Annotated in this window: 23 protein-coding genes; 8 read left to right on the top strand and 15 right to left on the bottom strand. The window is 66.1% G+C overall.

The features are described 5' to 3' along the window. The first annotated feature begins 260 nt into the window (after positions 1-260). Together PQU89_RS11955 and tilS are read left to right on the top strand one after the other, a co-directional pair. Positions 261-1,226 carry an acetyl-CoA carboxylase carboxyltransferase subunit alpha gene (locus tag PQU89_RS11955; protein WP_272766040.1) on the top strand — a complete coding sequence of 322 codons (966 nt, stop codon included), beginning with the start codon at positions 261-263 and terminating at the stop codon, positions 1,224-1,226. After that, complete coding sequence (gene tilS, locus PQU89_RS11960) at positions 1,198-2,544, top strand: tRNA lysidine(34) synthetase TilS (RefSeq protein ID WP_272766041.1); 1,347 nt, start codon at positions 1,198-1,200, stop codon at positions 2,542-2,544. Before PQU89_RS11955 ends, tilS begins: the two co-directional genes overlap by 29 nt. 53 nt (positions 2,545-2,597) lie before the next feature. Here tilS and PQU89_RS11965 read toward each other — a convergent pair whose 3' ends face one another. Both PQU89_RS11965 and PQU89_RS11970 read right to left on the bottom strand, forming a co-directional pair. Further along, complete coding sequence (locus tag PQU89_RS11965) at positions 2,598-3,011, bottom strand: cytidine deaminase (protein ID WP_272766042.1); 414 nt, start codon at positions 3,009-3,011, stop codon at positions 2,598-2,600. Next, positions 3,008-3,979, bottom strand: a complete 972-nt coding sequence (locus PQU89_RS11970; RefSeq protein ID WP_272766043.1) for a LysR family transcriptional regulator ArgP — start codon at positions 3,977-3,979, stop codon at positions 3,008-3,010. Before PQU89_RS11970 ends, PQU89_RS11965 begins: the two co-directional genes overlap by 4 nt. A gap of 106 nt (positions 3,980-4,085) precedes the next feature. On the opposite strand from PQU89_RS11970, the gene PQU89_RS11975 reads away from it, so the two are divergent. Next, positions 4,086-4,703: a LysE/ArgO family amino acid transporter gene (locus PQU89_RS11975; RefSeq protein ID WP_272766044.1), complete on the top strand. Its 618-nt coding sequence runs from the start codon at positions 4,086-4,088 to the stop codon at positions 4,701-4,703. A 172-nt stretch (positions 4,704-4,875) separates the two neighbouring features. Here PQU89_RS11975 and PQU89_RS11980 read toward each other — a convergent pair whose 3' ends face one another. Then, complete coding sequence (locus PQU89_RS11980) at positions 4,876-5,238, bottom strand: YMGG-like glycine zipper-containing protein (protein WP_272766045.1); 363 nt, start codon at positions 5,236-5,238, stop codon at positions 4,876-4,878. A gap of 136 nt (positions 5,239-5,374) precedes the next feature. Beyond that, positions 5,375-5,899, bottom strand: a complete 525-nt coding sequence (locus PQU89_RS11985; RefSeq protein WP_272766047.1) for a methylated-DNA--[protein]-cysteine S-methyltransferase — start codon at positions 5,897-5,899, stop codon at positions 5,375-5,377. 382 nt (positions 5,900-6,281) lie between these two features. Between PQU89_RS11985 and PQU89_RS11990 the strand changes: the two genes are divergently transcribed. Continuing rightward, entirely contained in the window at positions 6,282-6,647 is a 366-nt protein-coding gene (locus PQU89_RS11990; RefSeq protein WP_272766048.1) for an Lrp/AsnC family transcriptional regulator, read from the top strand. Positions 6,648-6,764: 117 nt separating this feature from the next. On the opposite strand, the gene PQU89_RS11995 is transcribed toward PQU89_RS11990, so the two are convergent. Then, positions 6,765-7,367 (bottom strand): LysE family translocator, encoded by a 603-nt coding sequence (locus PQU89_RS11995; RefSeq protein WP_272766049.1) that lies wholly within the window; start codon positions 7,365-7,367, stop codon positions 6,765-6,767. 116 nt (positions 7,368-7,483) lie between these two features. On the opposite strand from PQU89_RS11995, the gene PQU89_RS12000 reads away from it, so the two are divergent. Then, positions 7,484-8,365, top strand: a complete 882-nt coding sequence (locus tag PQU89_RS12000; protein ID WP_272766050.1) for a LysR substrate-binding domain-containing protein — start codon at positions 7,484-7,486, stop codon at positions 8,363-8,365. 153 nt (positions 8,366-8,518) lie between these two features. Beyond that, entirely contained in the window at positions 8,519-9,154 is a 636-nt protein-coding gene (locus PQU89_RS12005; RefSeq protein ID WP_272766051.1) for a YitT family protein, read from the top strand. Between the two features lie 146 nt (positions 9,155-9,300). Here PQU89_RS12005 and PQU89_RS12010 read toward each other — a convergent pair whose 3' ends face one another. Continuing rightward, positions 9,301-10,554 carry an MFS transporter gene (locus PQU89_RS12010; RefSeq protein ID WP_272766052.1) on the bottom strand — a complete coding sequence of 418 codons (1,254 nt, stop codon included), beginning with the start codon at positions 10,552-10,554 and terminating at the stop codon, positions 9,301-9,303. Between the two features lie 96 nt (positions 10,555-10,650). Between PQU89_RS12010 and PQU89_RS12015 the strand changes: the two genes are divergently transcribed. Then, positions 10,651-11,550 carry a LysR family transcriptional regulator gene (locus PQU89_RS12015; protein ID WP_272766053.1) on the top strand — a complete coding sequence of 300 codons (900 nt, stop codon included), beginning with the start codon at positions 10,651-10,653 and terminating at the stop codon, positions 11,548-11,550. 250 nt (positions 11,551-11,800) lie between these two features. Continuing rightward, positions 11,801-13,390: a response regulator gene (locus PQU89_RS12020; RefSeq protein ID WP_272766054.1), complete on the top strand. Its 1,590-nt coding sequence runs from the start codon at positions 11,801-11,803 to the stop codon at positions 13,388-13,390. 225 nt (positions 13,391-13,615) lie between these two features. On the opposite strand, the gene dbpA is transcribed toward PQU89_RS12020, so the two are convergent. The 9 genes from dbpA to rsxA form a co-directional block, all read right to left on the bottom strand. Continuing rightward, on the bottom strand, positions 13,616-14,998 hold the full coding sequence (gene dbpA / locus PQU89_RS12025; RefSeq protein ID WP_272766055.1) for an ATP-dependent RNA helicase DbpA: 1,383 nt from the start codon (positions 14,996-14,998) through the stop codon (positions 13,616-13,618). Between the two features lie 232 nt (positions 14,999-15,230). Continuing rightward, positions 15,231-16,709, bottom strand: a complete 1,479-nt coding sequence (locus tag PQU89_RS12030) for a DegQ family serine endoprotease (protein ID WP_272766056.1) — start codon at positions 16,707-16,709, stop codon at positions 15,231-15,233. Positions 16,710-16,780: 71 nt separating this feature from the next. Continuing rightward, positions 16,781-17,413, bottom strand: a complete 633-nt coding sequence (gene nth / locus PQU89_RS12035; RefSeq protein ID WP_272766057.1) for an endonuclease III — start codon at positions 17,411-17,413, stop codon at positions 16,781-16,783. Then, on the bottom strand, positions 17,410-18,132 hold the full coding sequence (locus PQU89_RS12040; protein WP_272766058.1) for an electron transport complex subunit E: 723 nt from the start codon (positions 18,130-18,132) through the stop codon (positions 17,410-17,412). The genes nth and PQU89_RS12040 overlap by 4 nt, the downstream gene beginning before the upstream one ends. Continuing rightward, positions 18,129-18,758 carry an RnfABCDGE type electron transport complex subunit G gene (locus PQU89_RS12045; RefSeq protein WP_272766059.1) on the bottom strand — a complete coding sequence of 210 codons (630 nt, stop codon included), beginning with the start codon at positions 18,756-18,758 and terminating at the stop codon, positions 18,129-18,131. The genes PQU89_RS12040 and PQU89_RS12045 overlap by 4 nt, the downstream gene beginning before the upstream one ends. Further along, the gene (locus tag PQU89_RS12050; protein WP_272766060.1) at positions 18,758-19,759 is read right to left on the bottom strand and encodes an RnfABCDGE type electron transport complex subunit D; all 1,002 of its coding nucleotides are present in this window, start codon (positions 19,757-19,759) and stop codon (positions 18,758-18,760) included. The genes PQU89_RS12045 and PQU89_RS12050 overlap by 1 nt, the downstream gene beginning before the upstream one ends. Continuing rightward, entirely contained in the window at positions 19,756-21,684 is a 1,929-nt protein-coding gene (rsxC, locus tag PQU89_RS12055) for an electron transport complex subunit RsxC (RefSeq protein WP_272766061.1), read from the bottom strand. The genes PQU89_RS12050 and rsxC overlap by 4 nt, the downstream gene beginning before the upstream one ends. Further along, positions 21,681-22,256, bottom strand: a complete 576-nt coding sequence (gene rsxB / locus PQU89_RS12060; RefSeq protein ID WP_272766062.1) for an electron transport complex subunit RsxB — start codon at positions 22,254-22,256, stop codon at positions 21,681-21,683. The genes rsxC and rsxB overlap by 4 nt, the downstream gene beginning before the upstream one ends. Further along, entirely contained in the window at positions 22,253-22,834 is a 582-nt protein-coding gene (gene rsxA, locus PQU89_RS12065) for an electron transport complex subunit RsxA (protein WP_272766063.1), read from the bottom strand. Before rsxA ends, rsxB begins: the two co-directional genes overlap by 4 nt. Between the last annotated feature and the right edge of the window lie 75 nt (positions 22,835-22,909).

Genomic DNA, 22,909 nt, shown 5'->3' on the forward strand with positions numbered 1-22,909 from the left:
TGCTTGTAAGGCAGACGCTCTACCAACTGAGCTAAACGCCCGAAATCTTGTCTGCTGTGACGCGGTATTTGCTGCGTCGTTCAGCGAGGAGGCGAATTAAAACACAGCTTGGCCGGGGCTGCAAGAGGGTGTCTGCAAAATTTGAATGAATAGCCGTTTTTACATATCTAAGGACAACTGCATTTTGTCGGGCAGGGTGGTGCTCATCGCTTCGGCCTCATGCTATCATTGCCGGATTACCCCGAATCGGAAATGTATCAATGAAGCCGACCTTTCTCGATTTTGAGCAGCCGATTGCCGAGCTCGAGAACAAGATAGAAGAACTCCGTTTTGTTCAGGATGACTCCGTGCTGGATATCTCGGAAGAGATCTCTCGCCTGCAGAAGAAAAGCCAAGAGCTCACCAAGACGCTCTATAGCAAGTTGACGCCATCCCAGATCGCCATTGTGGCGCGGCATCCGCAGCGCCCTTACACGCTGGATTACGTCGACGGTCTGTTTACCGATTTCCAGGAAATGCGCGGCGACCGCTCGTTTGCTGATGATCCGGCCATTGTTGGCGGTCTGGCCCGTTTCAACGGCCAGCCGGTGATGGTGATCGGTCACCAGAAGGGCCGCGACACCAAGGAAAAGATCGCCCGCAACTTCGGCATGCCGCGTCCGGAAGGTTATCGCAAGGCGCTGCGCCTGATGCGTACCGCCGAGAAGTTCGGCCTGCCGGTGATGACCTTTGTCGACACCCCGGGTGCCTATCCCGGCATCGGTGCCGAAGAGCGTGGCCAGTCCGAGGCCATCGGCCGCAACCTGTACGAGATGGCGCGCCTGAAGGTGCCGGTCATCGTCACCGTGATCGGTGAGGGCGGTTCCGGCGGTGCGCTGGCGATTGCGGTTGGCGACTACGTCAACATGCTGCAGTACTCCACCTATTCGGTGATCTCGCCGGAAGGCTGCGCTTCCATCCTGTGGAAGACCGCGGAGCGCGCCGGCGATGCCGCCGAGGCGCTGGGCATTACCGCGCCGCGCCTGAAGACGCTGGGCCTGATCGACCGCGTGGTGAACGAGCCGCTGGGCGGCGCCCACCGCGATCACGCTGCGATGATGACGGCACTGAAGCGCGTGCTGCAGGAGCAGCTGAAGGAAGCCGGCACCCGTGGCCTGGACGAATTGCTGAAAACCCGCTTTGACAGACTGATGAGCTATGGCCGCTTCAAGGAAGACGCCGCCTGACCTGCTCGACACGCTGATCCAACACTGGCCGGACGCTTTGTCCGGCCAGTGTCGTTTGGAGCTGGCGTTGTCGGGCGGCATGGATTCGGTGGTACTGCTGGATTTGCTGTGTCGCTGGCGTGACGAGCGTGGCGGGCCGGCATTTTCGGCACTGCACGTGCATCACGGCCTCAGTGCGCAGGCCGATGACTGGGTGCGTGCGTGCGAGGACTGGTGCCGTGCGCGCCAGGTGCCGCTGCGCGTGGAGCGGGTGGCGGTGCAGGCCGGTGGCGGCGACAGCCTGGAGGCCGAGGCGCGCAAGGCGCGCTATCAGGCCTTTGCCGAAGGGGGTGCCGAGGTCGTCGCGCTGGCGCATCACGCCGACGACCAGAGCGAAACGGTGCTGTTGCAGGTGCTGCGCGGCGGTGGCCCGCGGGCGCTGGCGGCGATGCCGCTGCTGCGCGAGCACCAGGGCCAGCAATTGTGGCGCCCCTTGCTCAAGGTTGGCCGCACCACGCTGGCGGCCTATGCCGCGGCGCGCCAGCTGCAGTGGGTGGAGGACGACAGCAATGCCGATACCGACCACTTCCTGCGCAATTTCCTGCGCCACGAGGTGATGGGCCGGCTGCGGCAGCGCGCACCGGCGCTGGACAAGCAGCTGGCGCGGCTGGCGCAGCGCATGGCCGACGCCGCCGAGATGGTCGATACTCTGGCGGCGATGGATCTGGCGCAGGTGCAGCGCGGCCGCGAGCTGGACCTGCCGGCGCTGCTGGCGCTGTCGGATGCGCGTCAGCGCCACGTGGTGCTGGCGTGGCTGGCGCAACTGGGCCTGTCGTTGCCGAGTCCGGAGTCGCTGTACAGCTGGCTGGCCCAGGTGCGCAGTGCCGCGGCCGCCACGCAGCCCTTGCTGGAGTACCAGTCGCTGGTGCTGCTGCGCTACCGGCAGCGGCTGCTGGCACTGCCGCGGGTGGCGCCGCAACCGTGGCCGTTGTGCTGTGTCGTCGGCGAGACCCTGCGCTTGCCGCACGGTGAATTGCAGTGGCAGCGGGCGCCGGGTGGCCTGCCCGACAGCTGGCACGGCCGGCTGCTGGATGTGCTGTCGCGCAGTGGCGGCGAGAAGCTGCCGCTCAAGGTTGGCCGCAAGCCGGTGAAGACGGTGTTCCAGGAGGCCGGCGTGCCGCCGCAGCTGCGACTGGACTGGCCGTTGCTGGAAGACGACGCCGGCGAACTGCTGGCGGTGCCGTCACTGGGGGTGTCGGTGCTGCACGCGGCGGCCGGGGAGGGCTGGTGGCCGCAGTGGCAGCCGCTGGCGATCGTCAGCCGGCCGGTGGGCGACTGAGCCCCTCCGCTACATGACACAGCGCCAGCAGCGATGCTGGCGCTGTTGTTTTGTCAGCCGGCGTCGCGCAGGTTTTTCGGGCCGAAGGCGCCGGGCAGCAGCTGCGACAGCGTGGTGTCGATGATGTCCGGGCCGTTGCAGATGGCGCGTACCGCCATGTCGGGGCCGAACTCGTTCAGCACTTGGCGGCAGGCGCCGCAAGGCGGAGTCGGCACATTGGTGGGGGTGTAGATGCACACCGCCAGCACCTCTTCCATGCCATCGGCGCGGGCGCTGAAGATGGCGGTGCGCTCGGCGCAGTTGGTCATGCCGAAGGAGGCATTCTCCACATTGCAGCCGCGCACGATCTTGCCGTCGGCGGTCAGGATCGCCGCGCCCACGGCAAAGCGGCTGTACGGCACATAGGCATGGCGCGCGGCGGCGCGGGCCTCGCGGGCCAGGGTATCCCAGTCGATGGAGTCGGTCATCGGGCGTTCCTTTGTTGGCGGGGGAGGTGATCGTCCTCTTGCCGCCAGCGCTTGTCAATGCGCGGCCAGGCGGCATCCTGGCGCAGCCAACGTTGGCCGCAGGCCGCCAGCGTGTCCGTCAGCTGCCGCACCAGCACTGATTCCACCCGCCAGTGATGCCAGTACAGGGCCAGATCGACCGGCCGCGCCGGCAGCAGGTCGACCAGCGCGCCGCTGGCCAGCGCCTCGGCCACCATCATTTCCGGTAGCAGGCTGTAGGCGTGGCCGGCGAGGGTGATGTCGACGAAGGCGTGCGGCGCCGGCAGGGTAAAGCTGGGGAACGGTTGCGTGAAACTGAAGTGCTGCGCCAGATACTCGCCGTGCAGGTTGTCCTTGCCGCTGAACAGCACCGCCGGCGCCCGCGCCAGCGTGGCGGCGTTGAGGCCGTCGCCGAAATAGCGAGCGCGATACTGCGGCGTGGCCAGGCAGCGGTAGCGCATGGTGCCGAGGTAGCGGCATTCGCCGCCCTGGAACGCCTGCGCGCGGGTGCTGACGCAGCCGATGACATGGCCCTGCTGCATCAACGTCTGGGTGTGGTCCTGATCGTCGACCACCACGTCCAGCAGCAGCCGCTGCGTGCGCAGCACCGCGTCGATGGCCGGCAGGAACCAGGTGGCGAGGCTGTCGGCATTGACGCCCACCGCCAGCGTGGTGAACGCCTGCACGTTGTCGTCCGGGCGCAGCGTCTGCAGCAGCTCGCTTTCCATCAGCGCCAGTTGGCGGTAGTGCTGCAACAGCCGTCGCCCGGCAGCGGTCGGCTGCGGTGGCGTTACCCGCAGCAGCACCGGCTGGCCGAGGCTGTCCTCCAGCTGGTGTATGCGCTGCGACACCGCCGATTGCGTCACGCACAGCTGCTGCGCCGCCTTGTCGAAACCACCGCAATCGACCACCACGGCCAGGGTGTGCAGTTGTTTGCTGTCCAGCATCATGCCCGCCTTTTTGTATCAGTTTTATTTATATAACCATAAAAACATTAGTTTTACTGCTTTTTGTGGGCTGCGTATGCTGATAGTGACTGAATCGGGAGACTGTAATATGAGCTTGAATGTGTATTTGTCGGCGCTGGCGCTATCGGCCAGCCAGATTGTCGGTATCGGCCCGCAGAATGCGTTCGTGATCCGGCAGGGCATCGGCCGCCAGCATGTGCTGCCGATCGTGCTGATCTGCATCGTGTGCGACGTGCTGCTGATCGCCGCCGGGGTGCTGGGTATGGGGCGGCTGGTGGCGGCGTTGCCAGGCTTTGTCGGGGTGGTGACCTGGGCCGGCGCGGCGTTCCTGCTGTGGCTGTCGTTCAAGGCGTTTCGTGCCGCGTGGCAACCGGGGCGGCTTGATGCCAGCGGCAGCATTGAGCGCGACCGCAGGCAGGTGATCCGCACCATCCTGCTGGTGACGCTGCTCAATCCCTATGTCTGGCTCGATACCGTGGTGCTGATCGGCAGCGTGTCGTCGGTATACGGCGCCGAGAATGCCGGCGTGTTCCTGCTTGGCTGCATCACCTCGTCGGTGCTGTGGTTCGTGCTGGTCGGCTTTGGCGCCGGCAAGCTGGCGCCGTGGTTCGAGAAGCCGGCCAGCTGGCGGCTGCTGGACGTGGCGATCGGTTGCATCATGCTGCTGACCGCCATCATGCTGGTGCGCAATTACGGGCTGGGTTGAGAGGCGTGTAATGGCCAAAGCAGGCATCGGTGATGCCACGTCAACGGCGCTACTTTGGCCAATGCAGCCGGATGCATGACCCGCTTCCGGGCGTGGAGGGCAAGAAAAACCCTGCCGGGACGATGGGGGCGTCCGGGCAGGGGTGCGCTGACACGCGGACGTGTCGCGGCGATCAATCGTCCCTGTCGTGGTGGCCGCGGTGATAACCATAGTGGTGACCGTGGTGTTTACGGTGATGCTTGAACTTGTGATAGCGCGCCGGACGGTAGGCACGCTCGTAAACGTAGACCGGCTGGGCGACCGGGCGCACGACCACGCGTTCGCGTTCCGGCCGGGTCAGGATCACGCCGGTGGCGGCACCGATGGCGCCACCGACTACGGCCCCGTCGCGTCCGCCGACCGAATGGCCGATGGCGGCACCGGCTGCGCCACCGACGGCGCCACCGATAACATGGTCAAGATCACCGGCATGAGCGGTGGCGGCACCAGTTGCCAGCACGAAGGCCAGACCGGTCATGATGAGTGATTTGCGCATGGTGGTTCTCCTGTTGCATTACGTGATTGCAGTGTAAGCAGCGGCAGAAAACCGTGGTCGGCGGTTTTGTATCGACTATGTGACGCTTTGTGACAGGGCGGCCATCGCGGGGAATGCTGGTGGGCGGGCTTGCGCCTTAAGCGCCGGCGTCCAGGCCGACAAACAGCGCTGCCGGCGTATGGCTGAGCTCGAATTGCAGCAGCGCCGCCTTCAGCGGCAGGCCGCCGGCGTAACTGGTGAGCTTGCCGTTGGCGCAGATCACGCGGTGGCAGGGCACGATCAGCGCGATCGGGTTGGTGGCGTTGGCGCGGCCGACGGCCCGCGCCGCGCCGGGGTCGCCGATGCGCTGCGCCAGCTCGCCATAGCTGATGGTGGTGCCGAACGGGATGCGCTGCAGCTCCGCCCATACCCGCTGCTGGAACGGGGTGCCCTCCGCTGCCAGCGGCAGGCTGAAGTCGCGACGCTGGCCATTTTCATACTCCTGCAGCTGGCTGGCGACCGCGGCCAGCGCAGCATCGTCCCGCCTGATACCCCGCGTCGCGGCATGTTCCAGCTCGCGCTCGACGTGGAATTCCAACCGCTGCAGCGCGCCGGCCGCATCCCGCCACGCTACCACCGTGCCGAAACGGGTTTCGATGATGCCGTAGCAGTAGTGTGACATGGCGGCTCCTGAGGGCTGGTGCGGGTGACAAGGAGGCGCCAGTGTCACCAAGCCGGCACACCTTGTCCAGCCGCTACGCACCGGAAACGCTCGCCAAAAGACGTGCGGCCAACCTTTTGCATGAAAGGTTGGCCGCAGCCTGCCGCCGGATTCCGCGCCGGCGGCGTGTACTGTCCCTGGGCATTGCCCTTGGTCGCTGGCGCCAGTTTTCGCCGTGTGACGGATGGTGTCCGTGTTGTGGCGCTTGCCGCCGGGTAGGCGGCCTGTCTGCAGTGCCGGCAGGGTGGTGTTGCCGGCGTGGCTGGCGGCTGGTGGCGGCCAGGCTGCACTAGGGTGAACCATGGCCAAACTGTAACCCGCGCACCGCGGAACAGGCTTTCGAATGCGCGATCATAAAGCGCTATCTTGTGCAGGATATTTTTGCTATTTTCATTTTCCGGAAGAATATTTCTCAAGGATGAAAATGTCGGAAAACAATCGTGTTGTCAGCGCACAAGACCGGAAGATTCTGCACGAGCTGCAGCAGAATGCCCGCCTCAGCAATGCCGAGCTGGCCGAGCGCGTCGGCATGTCACCGTCGGCGTGCTGGAACCACACCCGGCAGCTGGAAAACGACGGCTACATCCAGGGCTATGTCGCGCTGATCAACCAGCAGAAGATGGGGCTGCCGGACATTCCGAGCAAGTGCCCTGCGATAGCCCACATAAAAATGCCCCAGCCGAAGCCGAGGCATAAATATTACTGTTAACAAATCATGAAGACTTACAGGTAAAAGCTCATACGAAGATATGTGAGCTTTTACTCCATATTATTTCAGGTTGCCGTTTTTCATGGACGGGATCGTGGCCGGCAAGTCGTACCGGTGCTACTGTAGCAGCGGGCCGGCGGCGAGCAGGCTGCCCAGCGCCATCAGCAGCAGGCCGATGCCGCGGTTGAGCCACAACTGCACGCCGAGCAGGCGCTGGCGCAGGCCGTCCTGGGCCAGCAGCACCGCCACCAGCGCAAACCACAGCACGTGCGCCAGCGACATGAACAGGCCGTAACCGAGCAGCACCGGCAGCGGCGTGCTGGCGGCGACGACCTGGGTGTAGGTGCTGATCACGAACAGCATGGTCTTGGGGTTGAGCGCATTGGTGAGAAAGCCGTTGCGCAGCGCGCGGCCGTGGCTGTCCGGCGCCGCCGCCTCGTTGACGGCGCCGCTGCGGAAGGTGCTCCAGCCGACATACACCAGATAGCCGGCGCCCAGCACGCGCAGCAGCTGCAACAATAGCGGCGTCTGTTGCAGCAGGCTGGCGCCGAGCAGGGTGTACATCACGTGCACCTGCACGCCAAGGCCGATACCGAGCGCGGCGGCGAGGCCGGCGCGTTTGCCGTACAGCAGGCTGTTGCGGCTGATCATGGCGAAGTCGGCGCCGGGGCTGATCACGGCGAGCAGGGTAATGGTCATCACGGCAAACAGTTCAGTCATTGCGTATACTTTCGGTGAGTTTGGTGCGGAGTAAACGGATGACTGCCATTGTCACACTTTGCCCTGACAATGAATAACGATGGTTTCTGCCTGATTTACGTGAGAAAAACTAACCGATGAGCTTTGCCGCACTGCCGTCGCTGAACGCCTTGCGCGTGTTCGAGGCCGCTGCCCGCCACGGCAGCTTCGTGCGTGCAGCCGACGAGCTGTGCGTGACGCACGGCGCGGTCAGCCGCCAGATCCGCCTGCTGGAAGAGCAGCTGGGCGTGGCGCTGTTCGAGCGTCGTAACCGCGCGGTCTTCCTCAGCGCCGCTGGCACCCGGCTGTTTGCCGCCTGCGGCGAGGCGCTGCACACCCTGCAGCAGGCGGTAACGCAACTGCAGCCGGCTGCCACGCCGCCGCTGGCGGTGTCGTGCGAGCCGACGCTGGCGATGCGCTGGCTGATTCCGTGCCTGCCGCAGTTCCATGCGCTGCATCCGGGTATCGAGGTCCACCTCAGCGCCGCCGGCGGCGCGGTGCGGCTGGAAAGCGGCCATGTCGATCTGGCGATCCGGCGCGAGGACTTTGCGCTGCCGGCGCACTATTGCGTGCAAAGGTTGGCCGCAGAGCACGTCGGGCCGGTCTGTCGCGAACAGGCGGCCGCGGTACGGCTGCACACCCGTTCGCGGCCGCAGGCGTGGCCGGAGTGGCAGCGCTTGCAGCCGGCGGCCGCGATGGCGCTGGCCGGCAGCCGCGAGTTCGAGCACTTCTACCTCAGCCTGCAGGCGGCGCTGGCCGGGCTGGGGGTGGCGATGGCGTCGCTGTTCATGGTGGCCGACGATCTGGCGGCGCAGTCACTGCAGGCGCCGGCCGGCTTTGTCGCCGACGGCAGCCACTACGTGCTGCTGTCGCTGCAGCCGCTGGCACAGGATGCGCGGCAGCAGGCGTTTGCCGCATGGCTGGCGGACAGCATGCAGCAGACGCTGGCATTGCATGCAAACAGGATAATACGAGTGTAGTGACTTAGAAATTATGTTGCGTGAAACTTGTGAATTTCACGTGATGTGTGCAAAATTTTGCCATTTGCGGGTTTTTTGATCTGGATTCATTGCCTTTGGCGCATGGCTGGCTACAATCCGCAGCTGACATATTGCATTGCGGAATAATTTGAGATGACGAGCGCCAGTCACACCCTGTTGGATCCCGAAACCAACGACGTTTCCCACTCGCTGCTGGAAGACATTCTGGCGATCCTGGTTGGCACCCTGCTGGTGGCCTTCGGCGTGGCGATGTTCAAGCAGGCCGGCCTGCTCACTGGCAGCACCGCCGGCATCGCCTTCCTGATCCACTACCAGAGCGGCATCCCGTTCGGGGTGGTGTTTTCGCTGATCAACCTGCCGTTCTACTGGTTGGCGGTGAAGCGCATGGGCTGGGCGTTCACCATCAAGACCTTTGTCGCGGTCAGCCTGCTGTCGCTGTTTTCCGGGCTGCACTCGCAGTTTGCCCACTTCGGGCCGCTGGATCCGTTCTACAGCGGTTTGGTCGGCGGCCTGATGATGGGCATGGGCTTTATCGCGCTGTTTCGCCACAAGGCCAGTCTTGGCGGCATCAACATCCTGGCGCTGTATCTGCAGGACCGCCACGGCATCCGTGCCGGCAAGCTGCAGCTGGGCGTCGATCTGCTGATCCTGCTAGCGTCGCTGTTCATGGTCAGCGTGCCAGCCTTGCTCGGCTCCATCCTCGGCGCGCTGGCGCTGAACATGGTGATCGGATTCAATCACCGTCCCGACCGCTATATCGCGATGTAAACCGCAGAAGCCGTTCACGATCTGCTGCGCCTGCGTGATTCTGCGTTGCAATTGGCCAAAAAATGCTCATTGACGCCACGTCAACTGCGCTTTTTTGACCAATTCCGCCTTGTCTGACTTTGGCTCGCGAGATCGTGAACCGCTTCTCAGGCGCCGGGCAGCGGCGGCAGTCGGCGCAGGCGCAGGGCGATGGCCAGTGCCGCCAGCAGCAACAGGCTGAGGCAGGCGGCCACGCCAGGCCAGCGGTGCGATTCCCACAGTACGCCGGACAGGGTGCCCATCACACTGGAGCCGGCATAGTAGGCGGTCAGGTAACACGCCGATGCCAGCGCCCGTGCCTGCAGCGCGCGGCGCCCGACCCAGCTGCTGGCCACCGAGTGCGCGCCGAAAAAGCCGAAGGTGAACAGCGCGACGCCGCCGACCACCAGCCACAGCTGCTGCGGCAGCGTCAGTAGCAAGCCGGCCGCCATCACCACGATCATCAGCCACAGCACATTGCGTCGCCCGAGGCGGTCGGCGAGGGTGCCGGCCCACGCCGACGACCAGATCCCCACCACGTACAGCAGGAATACCAGGCCGATCTGGCTCTGGCTGAGACCGAATGGCGCCTGCAGCAGGCGGTAGCCGAGGTAGTTGTACAGGCTGACGAAGCAGCCCATCAGCAGGAAAGCGGACAGGAACAGCCATGGCAGGCCGGCATCGGCAAAATGACGGCGACCGTTGTGCCACAGCTGCGCCAGATTGCCGCGCGCCGGCTGGAAGTGACGCGACGCCGGCAGCTGCTTCCATACCAGCGCCGCCGCCAGCAGGCCGAGGCCGCCCAGCACCGCCAGTGCCAGCCGCCAGCCGGCGACATCGGCCAGAAGCGCCGCCAGATAGCGGCCACTCATGCCGCCCAGCGCATTGCCGGCGATATACAGCCCCAGCGCCTTGCCCAGCGAGCTGGCTTCCACTTCCTCGCTCAGGTACGCCATCGCCACTGCCGGTAAACCGGCCAGCACCATGCCGAAGGCCGCACGCGACCAAACCAGCGCGCCAAAACCCTGTGTCAGCGTTGCGGCCAACGTCAGCAGCGCCCCGATCAGTAGGGCGGCCACCATCAGCGGTTTGCGCCCGAGGCGGTCGGCCAGCAGGCTGGCCGGAATCAGCATCAGCGCCATCGACAGCGTGCCGGCGGAGAGCACGGTACTGGCGTGGGCGGCGCTGCTGCCGAATTCGGCCGAGAACAGCGGCAGCAGCGGCTGCACGCCATAGAGCATGGCAAAGGTGGCAAAGCCAGCGCAGAACAGCGCCCAGCCGGTGCGTCGGTAGGCGGCAGTGCCGGTGACCAGCTTGCCGCCGGCGGGCGCGGCCGATGTGATGGAGCAGGTAGACGGCAGGGGAGCGCAATAGCTGGTCATGGCAAGGTACCGAGCAGAAGACAGACCGATGCTAGGCTTGGCTGTTCAGATGGTCCAATATATATTTCAGTGATAATTCATATTTAAAAGCGATTAATGGAACTGCGCCATCTGCGTTATTTCGTCACCGTGGCCGAAGAGCTGCACTTCACCCGTGCTGCCGAACGGCTGCACATCGGCCAGCCGCCGCTCAGCCAGCAAATCCAGGCGCTGGAGGCCGAGCTGGGGGTGCAGCTGTTCCAGCGCAGCAAGCGGCGGGTGCTGCTGACCACGGCCGGCGAACGCCTGCTGGTGCGGGCGCGGCGGCTGCTGGCCGATGCCGAGGCCGCCGCCGAGGAGGCGCGCCGGGCAGGTCGCGGCGAGGTCGGTGAGCTGCGCATCGCGTTCACCTCGTCGATGCCGCTGGCCGGCGTGCTGCCGGACAGCCTGCGCCACTATCGCGAACGCTATCCGGCGGTCAGCCTCAAGCTGGAGGAAATGTTCAGCGGCGACCAGTACCTCGCGTTGCAGCAGCAGCGGCTGGATGTCGGCTTCGTGCGCTACAACGGCGACGAGGTGGTGCCCGGCATCCGCCGCCGCGAGCTGCGCCGCGACCGGCTGTGCGTGGTGATCCACCGCGACCACCCGCTGGCGGCGCGCCCCCGGCTGGCGTTTGCCGAGCTGCGCGACGAGGGCTTCATCGTCTATCCGCCGGGGGTGTCCACCGGGCTGCCGGCGCTGATCCGGCAGCTGGCGCAGGCGGCCGGCTTCCAGCCACGCATCGCGCAGACCTCCGGCGAGGCGATGACGCAGATCGCGCTGGTCGCCGCCGGGCTGGGCATCGCCATCCTGCCGTCGCCACTGGCCTGCGTGCAGTTGGACGGGGTCTGCTACATCCCGCTTACCGATGCCGCCGCCTACCTGTCGATGGCGGTGGCCACCCGCGAGCAGGAGTCGTCGCCGCTGGTGGCGGCCTTTCTGGATGTGCTGCCAACGTTGGCCGCAATCGCGCCGTAGCGCGGGATGCGGGTGAAAAATGGCGCCGCAACGCCGTCGGGCGCAGTGATCTGCGCCGCGTGGCCGCCCCAGGCGTGGCGGCCGTGCCGCGTGCGGCTTGATCCACGGCAATGCTGGCCGGCAGCGGGGTTCGCAACTATGGTAGTAACACCGGCTTTGCTGTATTTTTAGCCTCACCCCGCGAGTGGTTGTAGCACTGGAGCAGGCCGTTTCGGCGGCAGATAACGATAAGAAAAACAAAGGAGGGCGTGTGAACACGTTCGATGAAAGCACCACGGTGCTGATTATTGAGGATTCGCATACCGTGCGGCAGTCGCTGCGCGCGATGCTGGCCCAGGTCGGCATCGCCCGCTCCGAGGCGGCGGTCAATGCTGCCGACGGTTTGCAGCGGATACGGCGCAAGCAGTTCGACGTCGTGCTGTGCGACTACAACCTGGGCGAGGGGATGAGCGGGCAGGAACTGCTTGAGCTGCTGCGCCGCAGCAATGCCTACCCGCTGACCTCGGTGTGGATCATGATCACCGGCGAGCGCAAGTACGAGCGCGTGGTCGCCGCCGCCGAGGTGGCGCCGGACGACTACATCCTGAAGCCGTTTTCCAGCCAGACCCTGTTCGACCGCCTGCGCCTGGCGCTGCAGCGCAAGCTGTTCCTGCGCCCGGCCCACCTCAAGCTGCTGGCCGGCGAGGTGTCGCAGGCGCTGCTGATCCTGCGCCAGCTGGAGAGCATCGCCGAGAACAATGTGCAGGTGATGGACGTGCTGCGGTTGATGGCGGAGACCTACATGCTCAACGACCAGTTCAGCGAGGCGCGGCAGGTGTACGAGAAGATCCTGGCGATGAAGGCGATCCCGTGGGCGAAGATGGGCATGGTGCGCATCCTGAAGGAACAGGACGACATCGAGCAGAGCACGGTCATCCTCAACGAGATCATCGCCGACGCCCCCAACTACACCGACGCCTACGACGCGCTGGCGCAGAACCTGACCCACGGCGGCCAGTTCCAGGAGGCGCTGTCCATCCTGGAAAAGGCGGTGGCACTGTCGCCGCGCAACTTCCAGCGCCTGTGTGCCTGTGGCGAGACGGCGCTGAACGTCGGTGACCCGCTGAAGGCGGCCACCTATCTGGAAAAGGCGGTGCTGATCGGGCGCAACAACAGCGCCTTCGGCCCCGGGGTGATGGTCGACCTGCTGCAGGCCTATAGTGAGGGCGAGCAGCTGGAAAAGATGGACCGCCTGTCCCAGGAGCTGGGCGGCCTGCTCAAGGGCGAGGCCGACCAGTTCCTGCTGCTGGTCTGTCGCGCGCTGTCGACGCTGGGGCGCAAGCGCTATACCGATGCCATGGCGCTGCTGCGGCAGGCGGCGGCCTTTCTGCTACTGCCGCAAACCGGCTGGCGCGACGCCACCCGCTTCATCGAGGCGGTGGCCCGCCTGCCGCAGGACATCGACGGCTACTGTGCCGGCGAATGGCTGCAGCAGCTGGCCTTGCGCTTCGTGAAGAACCATCAGGACGTCACGCTGATGACCGCGCTGTCGCGCGACAACCAGGTGATGATCGCGGCGATCGAGGCGGCGCATACCACGCTGCAGGCGGCCAACGATCAGGCGGTGGCGATGGCGAAGAACGGCCAGAAGCAGCAGGCGGCGCTGATGCTGTACGGCGTGGCGACGCAGACCCGCAACGACCGTCTCGGCATGAACGCCTGTTCGCTGCTGCTGCAGGACAGTGCGCCGGAGAGCCTGGACAAGGTGCTGCAGCTGATGAAGTGGCTGCCGCAGGACCACGAACGGGTGCAGGGCTTCAACGCCATCCTGTCCAAGCGCGAGATCCTGTCCGAAGGCTGAGCCGGCGGCAGGTCACGAAAAAGCCCGGATCGGTGATCCGGGCTTTTGCATGTGGCGGAGCAGTGGCGGTTTAGAGCGTGTTCACGAACTCGCGAGCTAGAGCGAGACAAGGCGAAAACGGCTGGGAAAGCAGTATGTGTCCAGATTTAAACAAGCATTCCAAACACGTTTTTAACGCAGTATCGCTCCCTTGAGATCAAGTCGCAGCAGGTCGTGTACAGGCTCTTAGCTGACGAAGCGCATCTTGTAGCTTTTTGCCTTGATCTTGCCGACCGACAGCCGTTCCATCGCCTCCTGCGCGATGCCGCGTTCCAGCGCGACGAAGGTGCAGAACTCGAACACCATGATCTTGCCGACCTGGCTGCCGGCAATGCCGCCTTCGCCGGTCAGCGCGCCGAGGATGTCGCCCGGGCGCAGCTTGTCGCGTTTGCCGCCGCCGATTTCCAGCGTCAGCATCGGTGGCAGCAGCGGGCCGCCGGGTGCCGGCTTCAGCTCGCTGACTTCGCCCCAGATCAGCGGCGCCTTCTGGTATTCCTCTACCGCCGAGGCGCGGCGGGCGTCACTGGGGCTGACCAGGGTCAGCGCCAGGCCGTGCTTGTCGCCACGGCCGGTGCGGCCGATACGGTGGATGTGGATTTCCGGATCGTGCGCGACGTCGACGTTGATCACCAGGTCGAGGTCCTTGATGTCCAGGCCGCGGGCGGCGACGTCGGTGGCCACCAGTACCGTGGTGCTCTTGTTGGCAAAGCGTGCCAGGATCTGGTCGCGGTCGCGCTGTTCCAGTTCGCCGTACAGCGCCAGCGCGGAGAAGCCGGCCTGTTCCAGTTCGGCTACCAGCTCCTTGCAGCGCAGCTTGGTGTTGCAGAATGCCAGCGCCGAGCTGGGACGCACGCTTTGCAGCGCGCGTGCGACGGTGTCCAGGCGCTGGTCGGGGTCGATCTCGTAAAACCACTGCTCGATCTTGCTGTCATCGTGCAGCGACTCCACCTTCACCTGTTGCGGGTTCTTCATGAACTGCTCGGCCAGCTTGCGGATATTGTCCGGGTAGGTGGCGGAGAACATCAGCGTCTGGCGCTGGCGCGGGCAGGCGCGCACGATGCCGACGATTTCCTCGATGAAGCCCATGTCCACCATGCGGTCGGCTTCGTCCAGCACCAGCGTCTTCACGCCGCTGAGGTTCAGCGATTCGCGGAACAGGTGATCCTGCAGCCGGCCGGGGGTGCCGACCACGATGTGGGCGCCGTGCTCTAGCGAGGCGCGTTGCGGCGCCATCGGCGTGCCGCCGCACAGGGTGATGACCTTGATGTTGTCGATGGCGCGCGCCAGGCGGCGGATTTCCTGCGCCACCTGGTCGGCCAGCTCGCGCGTCGGGCACAGTACCAGTGCCTGCACACCGAACCAGCGTGGATTCAGGCTGTTGATCAGGCCCAGTGCGAACGCCGCCGTCTTGCCGCTGCCGGTCTTGGCTTGCGCGATCACGTCACGGCCATCGAGGATGGCGGGCAGGCTTTCGGCCTGGATCGGCGTCATGCTGTGGTAGCCGAGGCTATCCAGATTGGAGAGCAGGTTTTGCGGCAGGGAGAGCGAGGAGAATTTGGCTTTGTTCACAATGACTTGGCGTTGATTAATCAGCAAGGGGCGGAGTGTAGCAGCAAGGGCGGCTGCGGCCAACCTTTCAGCGGTGGCGGGTGGCAAATCGGTGGCTTGGTAGGTGGTGATGACTGGCCTGTTGTGGGAGTTTGCCTGACCGGCAGGTAGACAGGGGTGTCGTCGGTGCCAGATGCGCACAACCCCGCCGTGGCGGGGTTGTGCACGATGGCGGCAAGGTTGGCCGCAAGCGTCAGTTCAGGCGCAGCGGCACGTACAGCGTGCTGTCCTGGCGCCGTACCAGCAGCGCGATATTGCCCTTGGCGTTTTGCAGTGCGCGCTCGAAGCTGCGGATGTTGCTGATCTCCATCTGGTTCAGACCGATGATCACGTCGCCGTTCTGCAGGCCAGCCTGCGCCGATACACCCTGCGCCTGCTGGATCACCAGCCCGCCGCGCACGCCCAGTGCTTCCTTGTCTTCCGCGCTCAGCTCGGACAGGGTCAGCCCCAGCTGGTCGAAGCGGTAGCTCTGTGGCAGCGCCGGGCTGTTGTTGCCCTGCGGCGTGGCCAGCTGTTCGCCCGGCAGCTCAATCAGGGTGGCGTCGATATTACGCTCGCTGCCCTTGCGCCACACGCCCAGCTTGATGGTGGCGCCCGGTGGCTGGTCGCCGACCATGCGCGGTAGGTCGCGCGAGTTTTCCACCACCTGGCCGTTGAGGCGCAGGATGATGTCGCCCACCAGCAGGCCGGCCTTGCTGGCCGGGCCTTGCGGCTCGACACGCACCACCAGCGCGCCGCGCGGACGGTCAAGGCCGAACGACTGCGCCAGCTCTTTCGACACTTCCTGGATGTGTACGCCCAGCTGGCCGCGGCTGACTTTGCCGCTGGTCTTCAGCTGGTCGGCCACCTTCATCGCCAGGTCGATCGGGATCGCGAACGAGATGCCCATGAAACCGCCGGAGCGGCTGTAGATCTGCGAGTTGATGCCGACCACTTCGCCCTTCAGGTTGAACAGCGGGCCGCCGGAGTTGCCGGGGTTGATCGCCACGTCGGTCTGGATGAACGGCACATAGCTCTCGTCCGGCAGGCTGCGGCCCTTGGCCGACACGATGCCGGCGGTGACGGTGTTCTCGAAGCCGAACGGCGCGCCGATGGCGGCCACCCATTCGCCGACTTTCAGCGCGTCCGGGGTGCCGATTTTGACGGTCGGCAGGTTGGCCGCGTCGATCTTCAGCACCGCCACGTCGGTGCGCTTGTCGAGGCCGATCAGGCGCGCACGCATTTCACGCTTGTCGGTGAGCATCACCTTGATCTGGCTGCTGCCGCTGACCACGTGGGCATTGGTGAGGATGTAGCCGTCCTGGCTGAACACGAAGCCGGACCCGAAGGACACGCTGTCCTGTGCCGGCGCCGGGTCCTGCTGTGCGTTCGGCGGCATGAAGCGGCGGAAGAATTCGTACAGCGGATCGTCTTCCGGTACCGGAATCGGCAGCTCGCTCTGGCGCGGGGTGCTGTCGGCGCGGCTGGCCTGGATGTTGACCACGGACGGGCCTTCGCGCTCCACCAGCAGGGTGAAGTCGGGCAGCAGCATGGCGACCTGGCCGTTTGCCTGCGCCGGAATGGCGACGGTGGAAACCGGCTTTTCGTCTTTGAACAGGCCTTCGATCTTGCCGCAGCCACCCAGGGCAGCGGCGATGGCGGCCACGATGACCAGCCTTGTGTACGGATTCACCTCGATATTCCTTTTAATGGTGTACTTTGCAGATGAGGTTTTGTCGCAAAACTTCAACTGGCAGGGAACTATCATAGCGGTTTTGCCGGATATTCGCAGAGATCCGCGATGATGCAGCGCCAGCACTCCGGCTTGCGCGCCTTGCACACGTAGCGGCCGTGCAGGATCAGCCAGTGGTGGGCGTCGAGCCGGTATTCGGTCGGGATCAGCCGCACCAGCTTGTCCTCCACCTCGCGCACGTCCTTGCCGGGGGCGAGGCGGGTGCGGTTGGCGACGCGGAAGATGTGGGTATCGACGGCGATGGTCGGCTGGCCGAAGGCGGTGTTGAGCACCACGTTGGCGGTCTTGCGGCCAACCCCGGGCAGCGCCTCCAGCGCCTCGCGCTGCTGTGGCACCTCGCCGCCGTGCTGCTCCAGCAGGATGCGGCAGGTGGCGATGGTGTTCTTCGCCTTGGTGCGGTACAGGCCGATGGTCTTGATGTATTCCTCCAGCCCTTCCACGCCCAGTGCCAGCATCTTGTCCGGTGTCGGCGCCACCGGGAACAGCAGTCGGGTGGCCTTGTTGACGCCGACGTCGGTGGCCTGTGCCGATAGCAGCACGGCGATCAGTAGCTGGAACGGCGTCGCGTACTCCAGCTCGGTGGTGGGGTGCGGGTTCTGCGCCTGCAGGCGGGCAAAGATCTCGGCGCGGATGGCTTTGTTCATTCGGTACTCGCTACGCTTGAAATCGGGGATGCGCTCAGGCTGGCGCGCTGGGCGGCGCGGCGGCGGGCGCGCTCGTCCAGCCAGTTCTTGGCGGCGATCAGCAGCGCAAGGCCGATGAAGCCGCCCGGTGGCAGCATCGCCAGCAGGAACTGGTAGTTGGCCTCGGCCGGCACCAGGTGCAGCACCAGCGCGTGGCCTGCATCGCCCAGCAGCAGGTGGGCGCCGTCAAACAGCGTGCCCTTGCCCAGTGCCTCGCGCAGGCCGCCGAGCAGCAGCAGCACCAGTGTCAGCCCCAGTCCCATCATCAGACCGTCCAGCGCCGCCGCGCGCACACTGTGGCGCGAGGCAAACGCCTCGGCCCGCGCCAGCACGATGCAGTTGGTGGTGATCAGCGGAATGAAAATGCCGAGTACCAGGTACAGGCCGTGCAACCAGGCGTTCATCGCCAGGTCGACGCAGGTCACCAACGTGGCGATGATGATGATGAACACCGGATTGCGGATGTCGTTGGGGATCCACTGCCGCGCGGCCGCCACCGCGCTGCCGGAAAGGGTGGTCACCAGCGTGGTGGCCAGCCCCAGCGCCAGCGCGTTGACGGCGGTGTTGCTGATCGCCAGCACCGGGCACAGCCCCAGCAGCTGCACCAGGCCGGGGTTCTGTTTCCACAGGGCGTTGTGGCAGATGTCGCGCCAGCGGCTGGCGCTTGCGGGTGTGGTCATGGTGTATCCCGGGGCAGCAAGGCGGCGCGGTAGTGGTGGAAGGCGGCCACAGTGCGGCCAACTGCGGCGGTGACGGCGCGGGCGGAAACGGTGGCGCCGCTGACGTAGTCGAAGTCGCCGCCGTCCTTGCGCAGCCGCCACGTCGGCAGGTTGGCCGCACCCTTGCCGTCGAACTGGCGCGCCCATTCGCTGCGCGCGATTTCGATGTAATCGCCAAGACCGGGGGTTTCCTGGTGCTTGACCACCCGTACCGCGTACACGCTGCCATCCGGCAGCAGGCCGATCAGCAGGCGGATGCGGCCGCTGTAGCCGTCAGGCGCCACGTTTTCAAACACCAGGCCGCTGACGCGACCCTGGCGGCGCGCGGTGTAGAACGCCAGCGCCTCGCGGCTGCCGAACGCCTGCTGGATGGCCGGTGGCAGCGGCTGGCGGCTGGCGGGCAGCACGTTGTCGAAGCTGGCCGCGGGCAGCGTCTGTGCCAGCAGCGCGCTCTGCGCCGCGAGCTCGTTGGCAGCAACGATACGGTGGGTGGCCAGCCAGGTGCCGCCCAGCAGCAGCGTGGCGGCAGCGGCGAAGCCGGCCAGGATCAGCGCGCTGCGTTGCGCCTGTTGCCACGGGCGGCGCATCAGGAACGCTCCCGGCGGTGGCCGAACACGGCGGGACGCGTGTACTGGTCAAGCAGCGGCACCGTCATGTTCATCAGCAGCACGGCGAAGGCGATGCCGTCCGGGAAGTTGCCGAATACGCGGATGACGTAGGTCAGCAGCCCGACGCCAAAGCCGAAAATCAGTCGCCCCTTGGGCGTGCTGGAGCCGGACACCGGATCGGTGACGATGAAGGCCGCCGCCAGCAGGGTGCCGCCTTGCAGCAGGTGCAGCAGCGGCGACGCGTACTGTGCCGGCTGCCACAGCCACAGTGGCAGCGCCAGTGCCAGCAGCCCGGCCAGCATCGCCAGTGGCGTTTGCCACGGGATCAGCTTCTGCTGCCATAGCCACAGGCCGCCGGCCAGCCAGCCCAGCGCGATCAGCCCCTGCGCCGACGACGAGGGCAACAGCCCGGCCAGCGCCTGGCCCTGGCGCAGCCCGGTCTTGAGCACGTCCAGCGGCGTGGCGCTGCTGATCGCGTCCGGTACGCCGCCGGCGGGCAGCGTGTGCAGGAAGATCCACTGCCACTGTGCGACGGCGTCCAGCGGCAGCTGCGGGCTGCCCCACTGCGCCATCTGCGCCGGGAACGACACCACCATCAGCGCAAAGCCGGCCATCGCCGGGTTGAACGGATTGTTGCCGAGGCCACCGTACAGCTGCTTGGCGACGATGATGGCGAACAGGGTGGCGACCACGATCATCCACCAGCCGCCCAGCGGCGGTAGCGACAGCGCCAGCAGCCAGGCGGTGACGATGGCGGACAGGTCCTTCAGCGCCGGCAGCACCGCCACGCCGCGCAGGCGCAGCATGGCGGCTTCGGCACCCAGCGCGGTGAGGCTGGCCAGCAGCAGCTGCAGCAGTATGCCGATACCGTTGCAGTAGACGGACAAGGCGATGCCGGGTAGCAGCGCGGCGAGGACTTTCAGCATCACCGTGGACACGGTGGCCGGTTTGGCGATATGGGTCGAGTGGATGGCGGTCATGAGTCGGGTTGCTGGTTGGCCCTGGCTTGGTCGGCGGCGGCCTTGCGCGCGGCGGCGCGGGCCATCGCGGCTTCGATGGCCGCCTGCTTGGCGTCGTCGAGTCCGCTGCTGCTTGGTGGCGGGGCGGGTGGCTGACCGCTGGCGGCCTTGGCCTCGTCGGCGGCAGCCTTGCGCGGGGCGGCACGTGCCATCGCGGCTTCGATGGACGCCTGCTTGGCGTCGTCGAGTCCGCTGCTGGCCGGTGGCGGGGCGGGTGGCTGGCCGCTGGCGGCCTTGGCTTCGTCGGCGGCAGTCTTGCGTGCGGCGGCACGCGCCATTGCCGCGGCAATCGCCGCCTGCTTGGCGTCATTCAGGCCGTTGCTGTGCTGCTCCGGCAGTGGCGCCGCTTCGCGCTGCGCGGCAGCCCGTGCCATGGCGGCGGCGATGGCGGCCTGTTTCGGGTCGGCGCCGGGTGCAACGTTGGTCGCAACATTGGCCGCAGCGCTATGGCTGGCGGTCTGACGTGCGGCGGCCTGGGCCGCCTTGTCGGCGAGGCGCTGCGCCTTTTCCGCCTTGTCGCGTTGCAACCGCATCTGGCGGAATTCGTGGCGCTGCCGCGCCAGATTGGCGGCGTTCTTGTCGCGCTCGGCGGCCCAGATCTCGCTCTTGGCGAAACGGTAGTAGTCGACCAGCGGAATCTGGCTGGGGCAGACGTAGCTGCAGGCGCCGCATTCGATGCAGTCGAACAGCTGCCACTGTTGCGCCTTGTCGAAGTTCTTCGACTTGGCGAACCAGAACAGGTCCATCGGCTGCAGCGACACCGGGCAGGCGCTGGCACAGTCGCCGCAGCGGATGCAGGCCTGCGCCGGCGGCCGCGGCGGGAACAGAGCCGGTGACTTGACGAGCAGGCAGTTGCCGGCCTTGGTCAGCCCGGCGGCAAGGTCGGGCAGAGTAAAGCCCATCAGCGGGCCGCCCATCACCACCTCCTTGCGGTCGCGATGTGGTTGCGCCAGCGCCAGCAGGCGATCGAGCGGCGTGCCGATTAGCGCCTCGACGTTGGCCGCAGCGTCGACCGCGCCGGTGAGGGTGACGATGCGGCTGATCAGCGGCTCGCCGTGCAGTACCGCGCGGCCGATGGCGTAGACGGTGGCGACGTTGAAGCACTGCACGCCGTGCTCGGTGGAACGCACGCCGTGCGGAATGGCCTTGCCGGTCAGGATACGGATCAGCTGCTTGGCGCCGCCGCTGGGGTATTTGGTCGGCACCGCCACCACGCTGAAACCGTGCGCGGCGGCGGCGGCCTGCATCGCGGCGATGGCCTGTGGCTTGTTGTCCTCGATGCCGATCAGCACCTGACGCGCCTGCAGCGCGTGGCGGGTGACGGCGATGCCGTCGCAGATGGCGTCGGCGCGCTCGCGCATCAGGCGGTCGTCGCAGCTGATGTAGGGTTCGCACTCGGCGCCGTTGATGACCAGCGTTTCCAGCGGGCTGACGCCGAGCTTCAGGTGACTGGGAAACACCGCGCCGCCGAGACCGACGATGCCCATTTGCGCCAGGAAGTCGCGGATTTCGGCGCCGCTGCGCTGCGGCCAGTCGTGCAGCGGCTGGCGATCAATCCAGCGCTCCTCGCCATCGCTGTCGAGGGTGATGGCCAGCTCCGGCAGGCCGGACGGGTGGGCAAACGGCTGCGGCGCGATGGCGCTGATCACGCCGGAAGTCGGTGCGTGCACCGCCGCCGACAGACGGCCGTCGGCACTGGCGATCAGCTGGCCCTTGGCGACACGGTCGCCGACGGCGACGCAGGGGCGCGCGGCATTGCCCATGCTCTGGCGCAGCGCAACGTGCAGCTGCGGCGGCAGTGGTGCCAGGCGGATCGGCACGGCGCTGGAGTGCGCCTTGTGTTCCGGCGGATGGATGCCACCGGGAAAATCGAACAGCGGCATCATCGCGTGGCCCCGCTGCTGACATTCCTGATCGGGATGGTGGGGTAGCGCCACTTCCAGTTGGTCAGCTCGCTGCCCGGCGGAATCATGCGGATGCAGTCGACCGGGCAGGGCGCCAGGCACAGCTCGCAGCCGGTGCACTCGCTGGCGATCACGGTGTGCATCTGCTTGGCGGCGCCGAGAATGGCGTCCACCGGACAAGCCTGGATGCACAGGGTGCAACCGATACAGGTGGCCTCGTCGATCAGCGCTACCGCCTTCGCTTTCGGCTGCGGTGCGCCCGCGCCAAACGGCTTGAACTCGACGCCGAGCAGCTCGGCCAGCTTGCGGATGCCGTCCTCGCCACCGGGCGGGCACTTGTTGATGTCGTCGCTGCCGGCGGCCAGCGCCTCGGCGTAGGGGCGACAGCCGGGATGGCTGCACTGGCCGCACTGCGTCTGCGGCAGGATGGCGTCGATCTTGTCCACCAGCGGGTCGGCCTTGACGCGGAAGCGCACCGAGGCATAGCCAAGAATGGCGCCCAGCAGCAGCGCCAGCAGCAGCATCAGCGCCACCGCGATCAGCAGTTGGCTCATGGCACCAGCCCCCCGAAACCCATGAAGGCCAGGCTCATCAGCCCGGCGGTGACCAGCGCGATCGCGGTGCCGCGAAACGGCAGCGGCACGTCGGCACCTTCCAGCCGTTCGCGCATGGCGCCGAACAGGATCAGGATCAGCGAGAAGCCGAGCGCGGAGCCGAGGCCGAATACCAGCGCCTCGGCAAAGCTGTGCTGTGCCTGCACATTGAGCAGCGGCACGCCCAGCACCGCACAGTTGGTGGTGATCAGCGGCAGGTAGATGCCCAGCGACTGGTACAGCACCGGGCTGGTCTTGTGGATCACCATTTCGGTGAACTGCACGATGGCGGCGATCACCACGATGAAGGACAGGGTGCGCAGGTATTCAAGGCCAGCCGCGACCAGCAGCAGGTTGATCAGGTGACTGCTGCCGGAGGCCAGCGTCAGCACGAAGGCGGTGGCGGCACCCATGCCGATGGCGGCTTCCAGCTTTCTGGATACCCCCATGAACGGGCACAGCCCGAGCATGCGCACCAGTACCACGTTGTTGACGAGTACGGTGCTGACCAGCAGCAAAAAGTAGTGTTGCAAATCCATTCCGGGACCCGGTAAGCGTTATCCGCGGATTATCCGTGTTCGCCGGTGCCGCTTCAACCTTGATCTGGATAAAGC

Source organism: Vogesella indigofera (assembly GCF_028548395.1).
Lineage (GTDB): Bacteria > Pseudomonadota > Gammaproteobacteria > Burkholderiales > Chromobacteriaceae > Vogesella > Vogesella indigofera_A.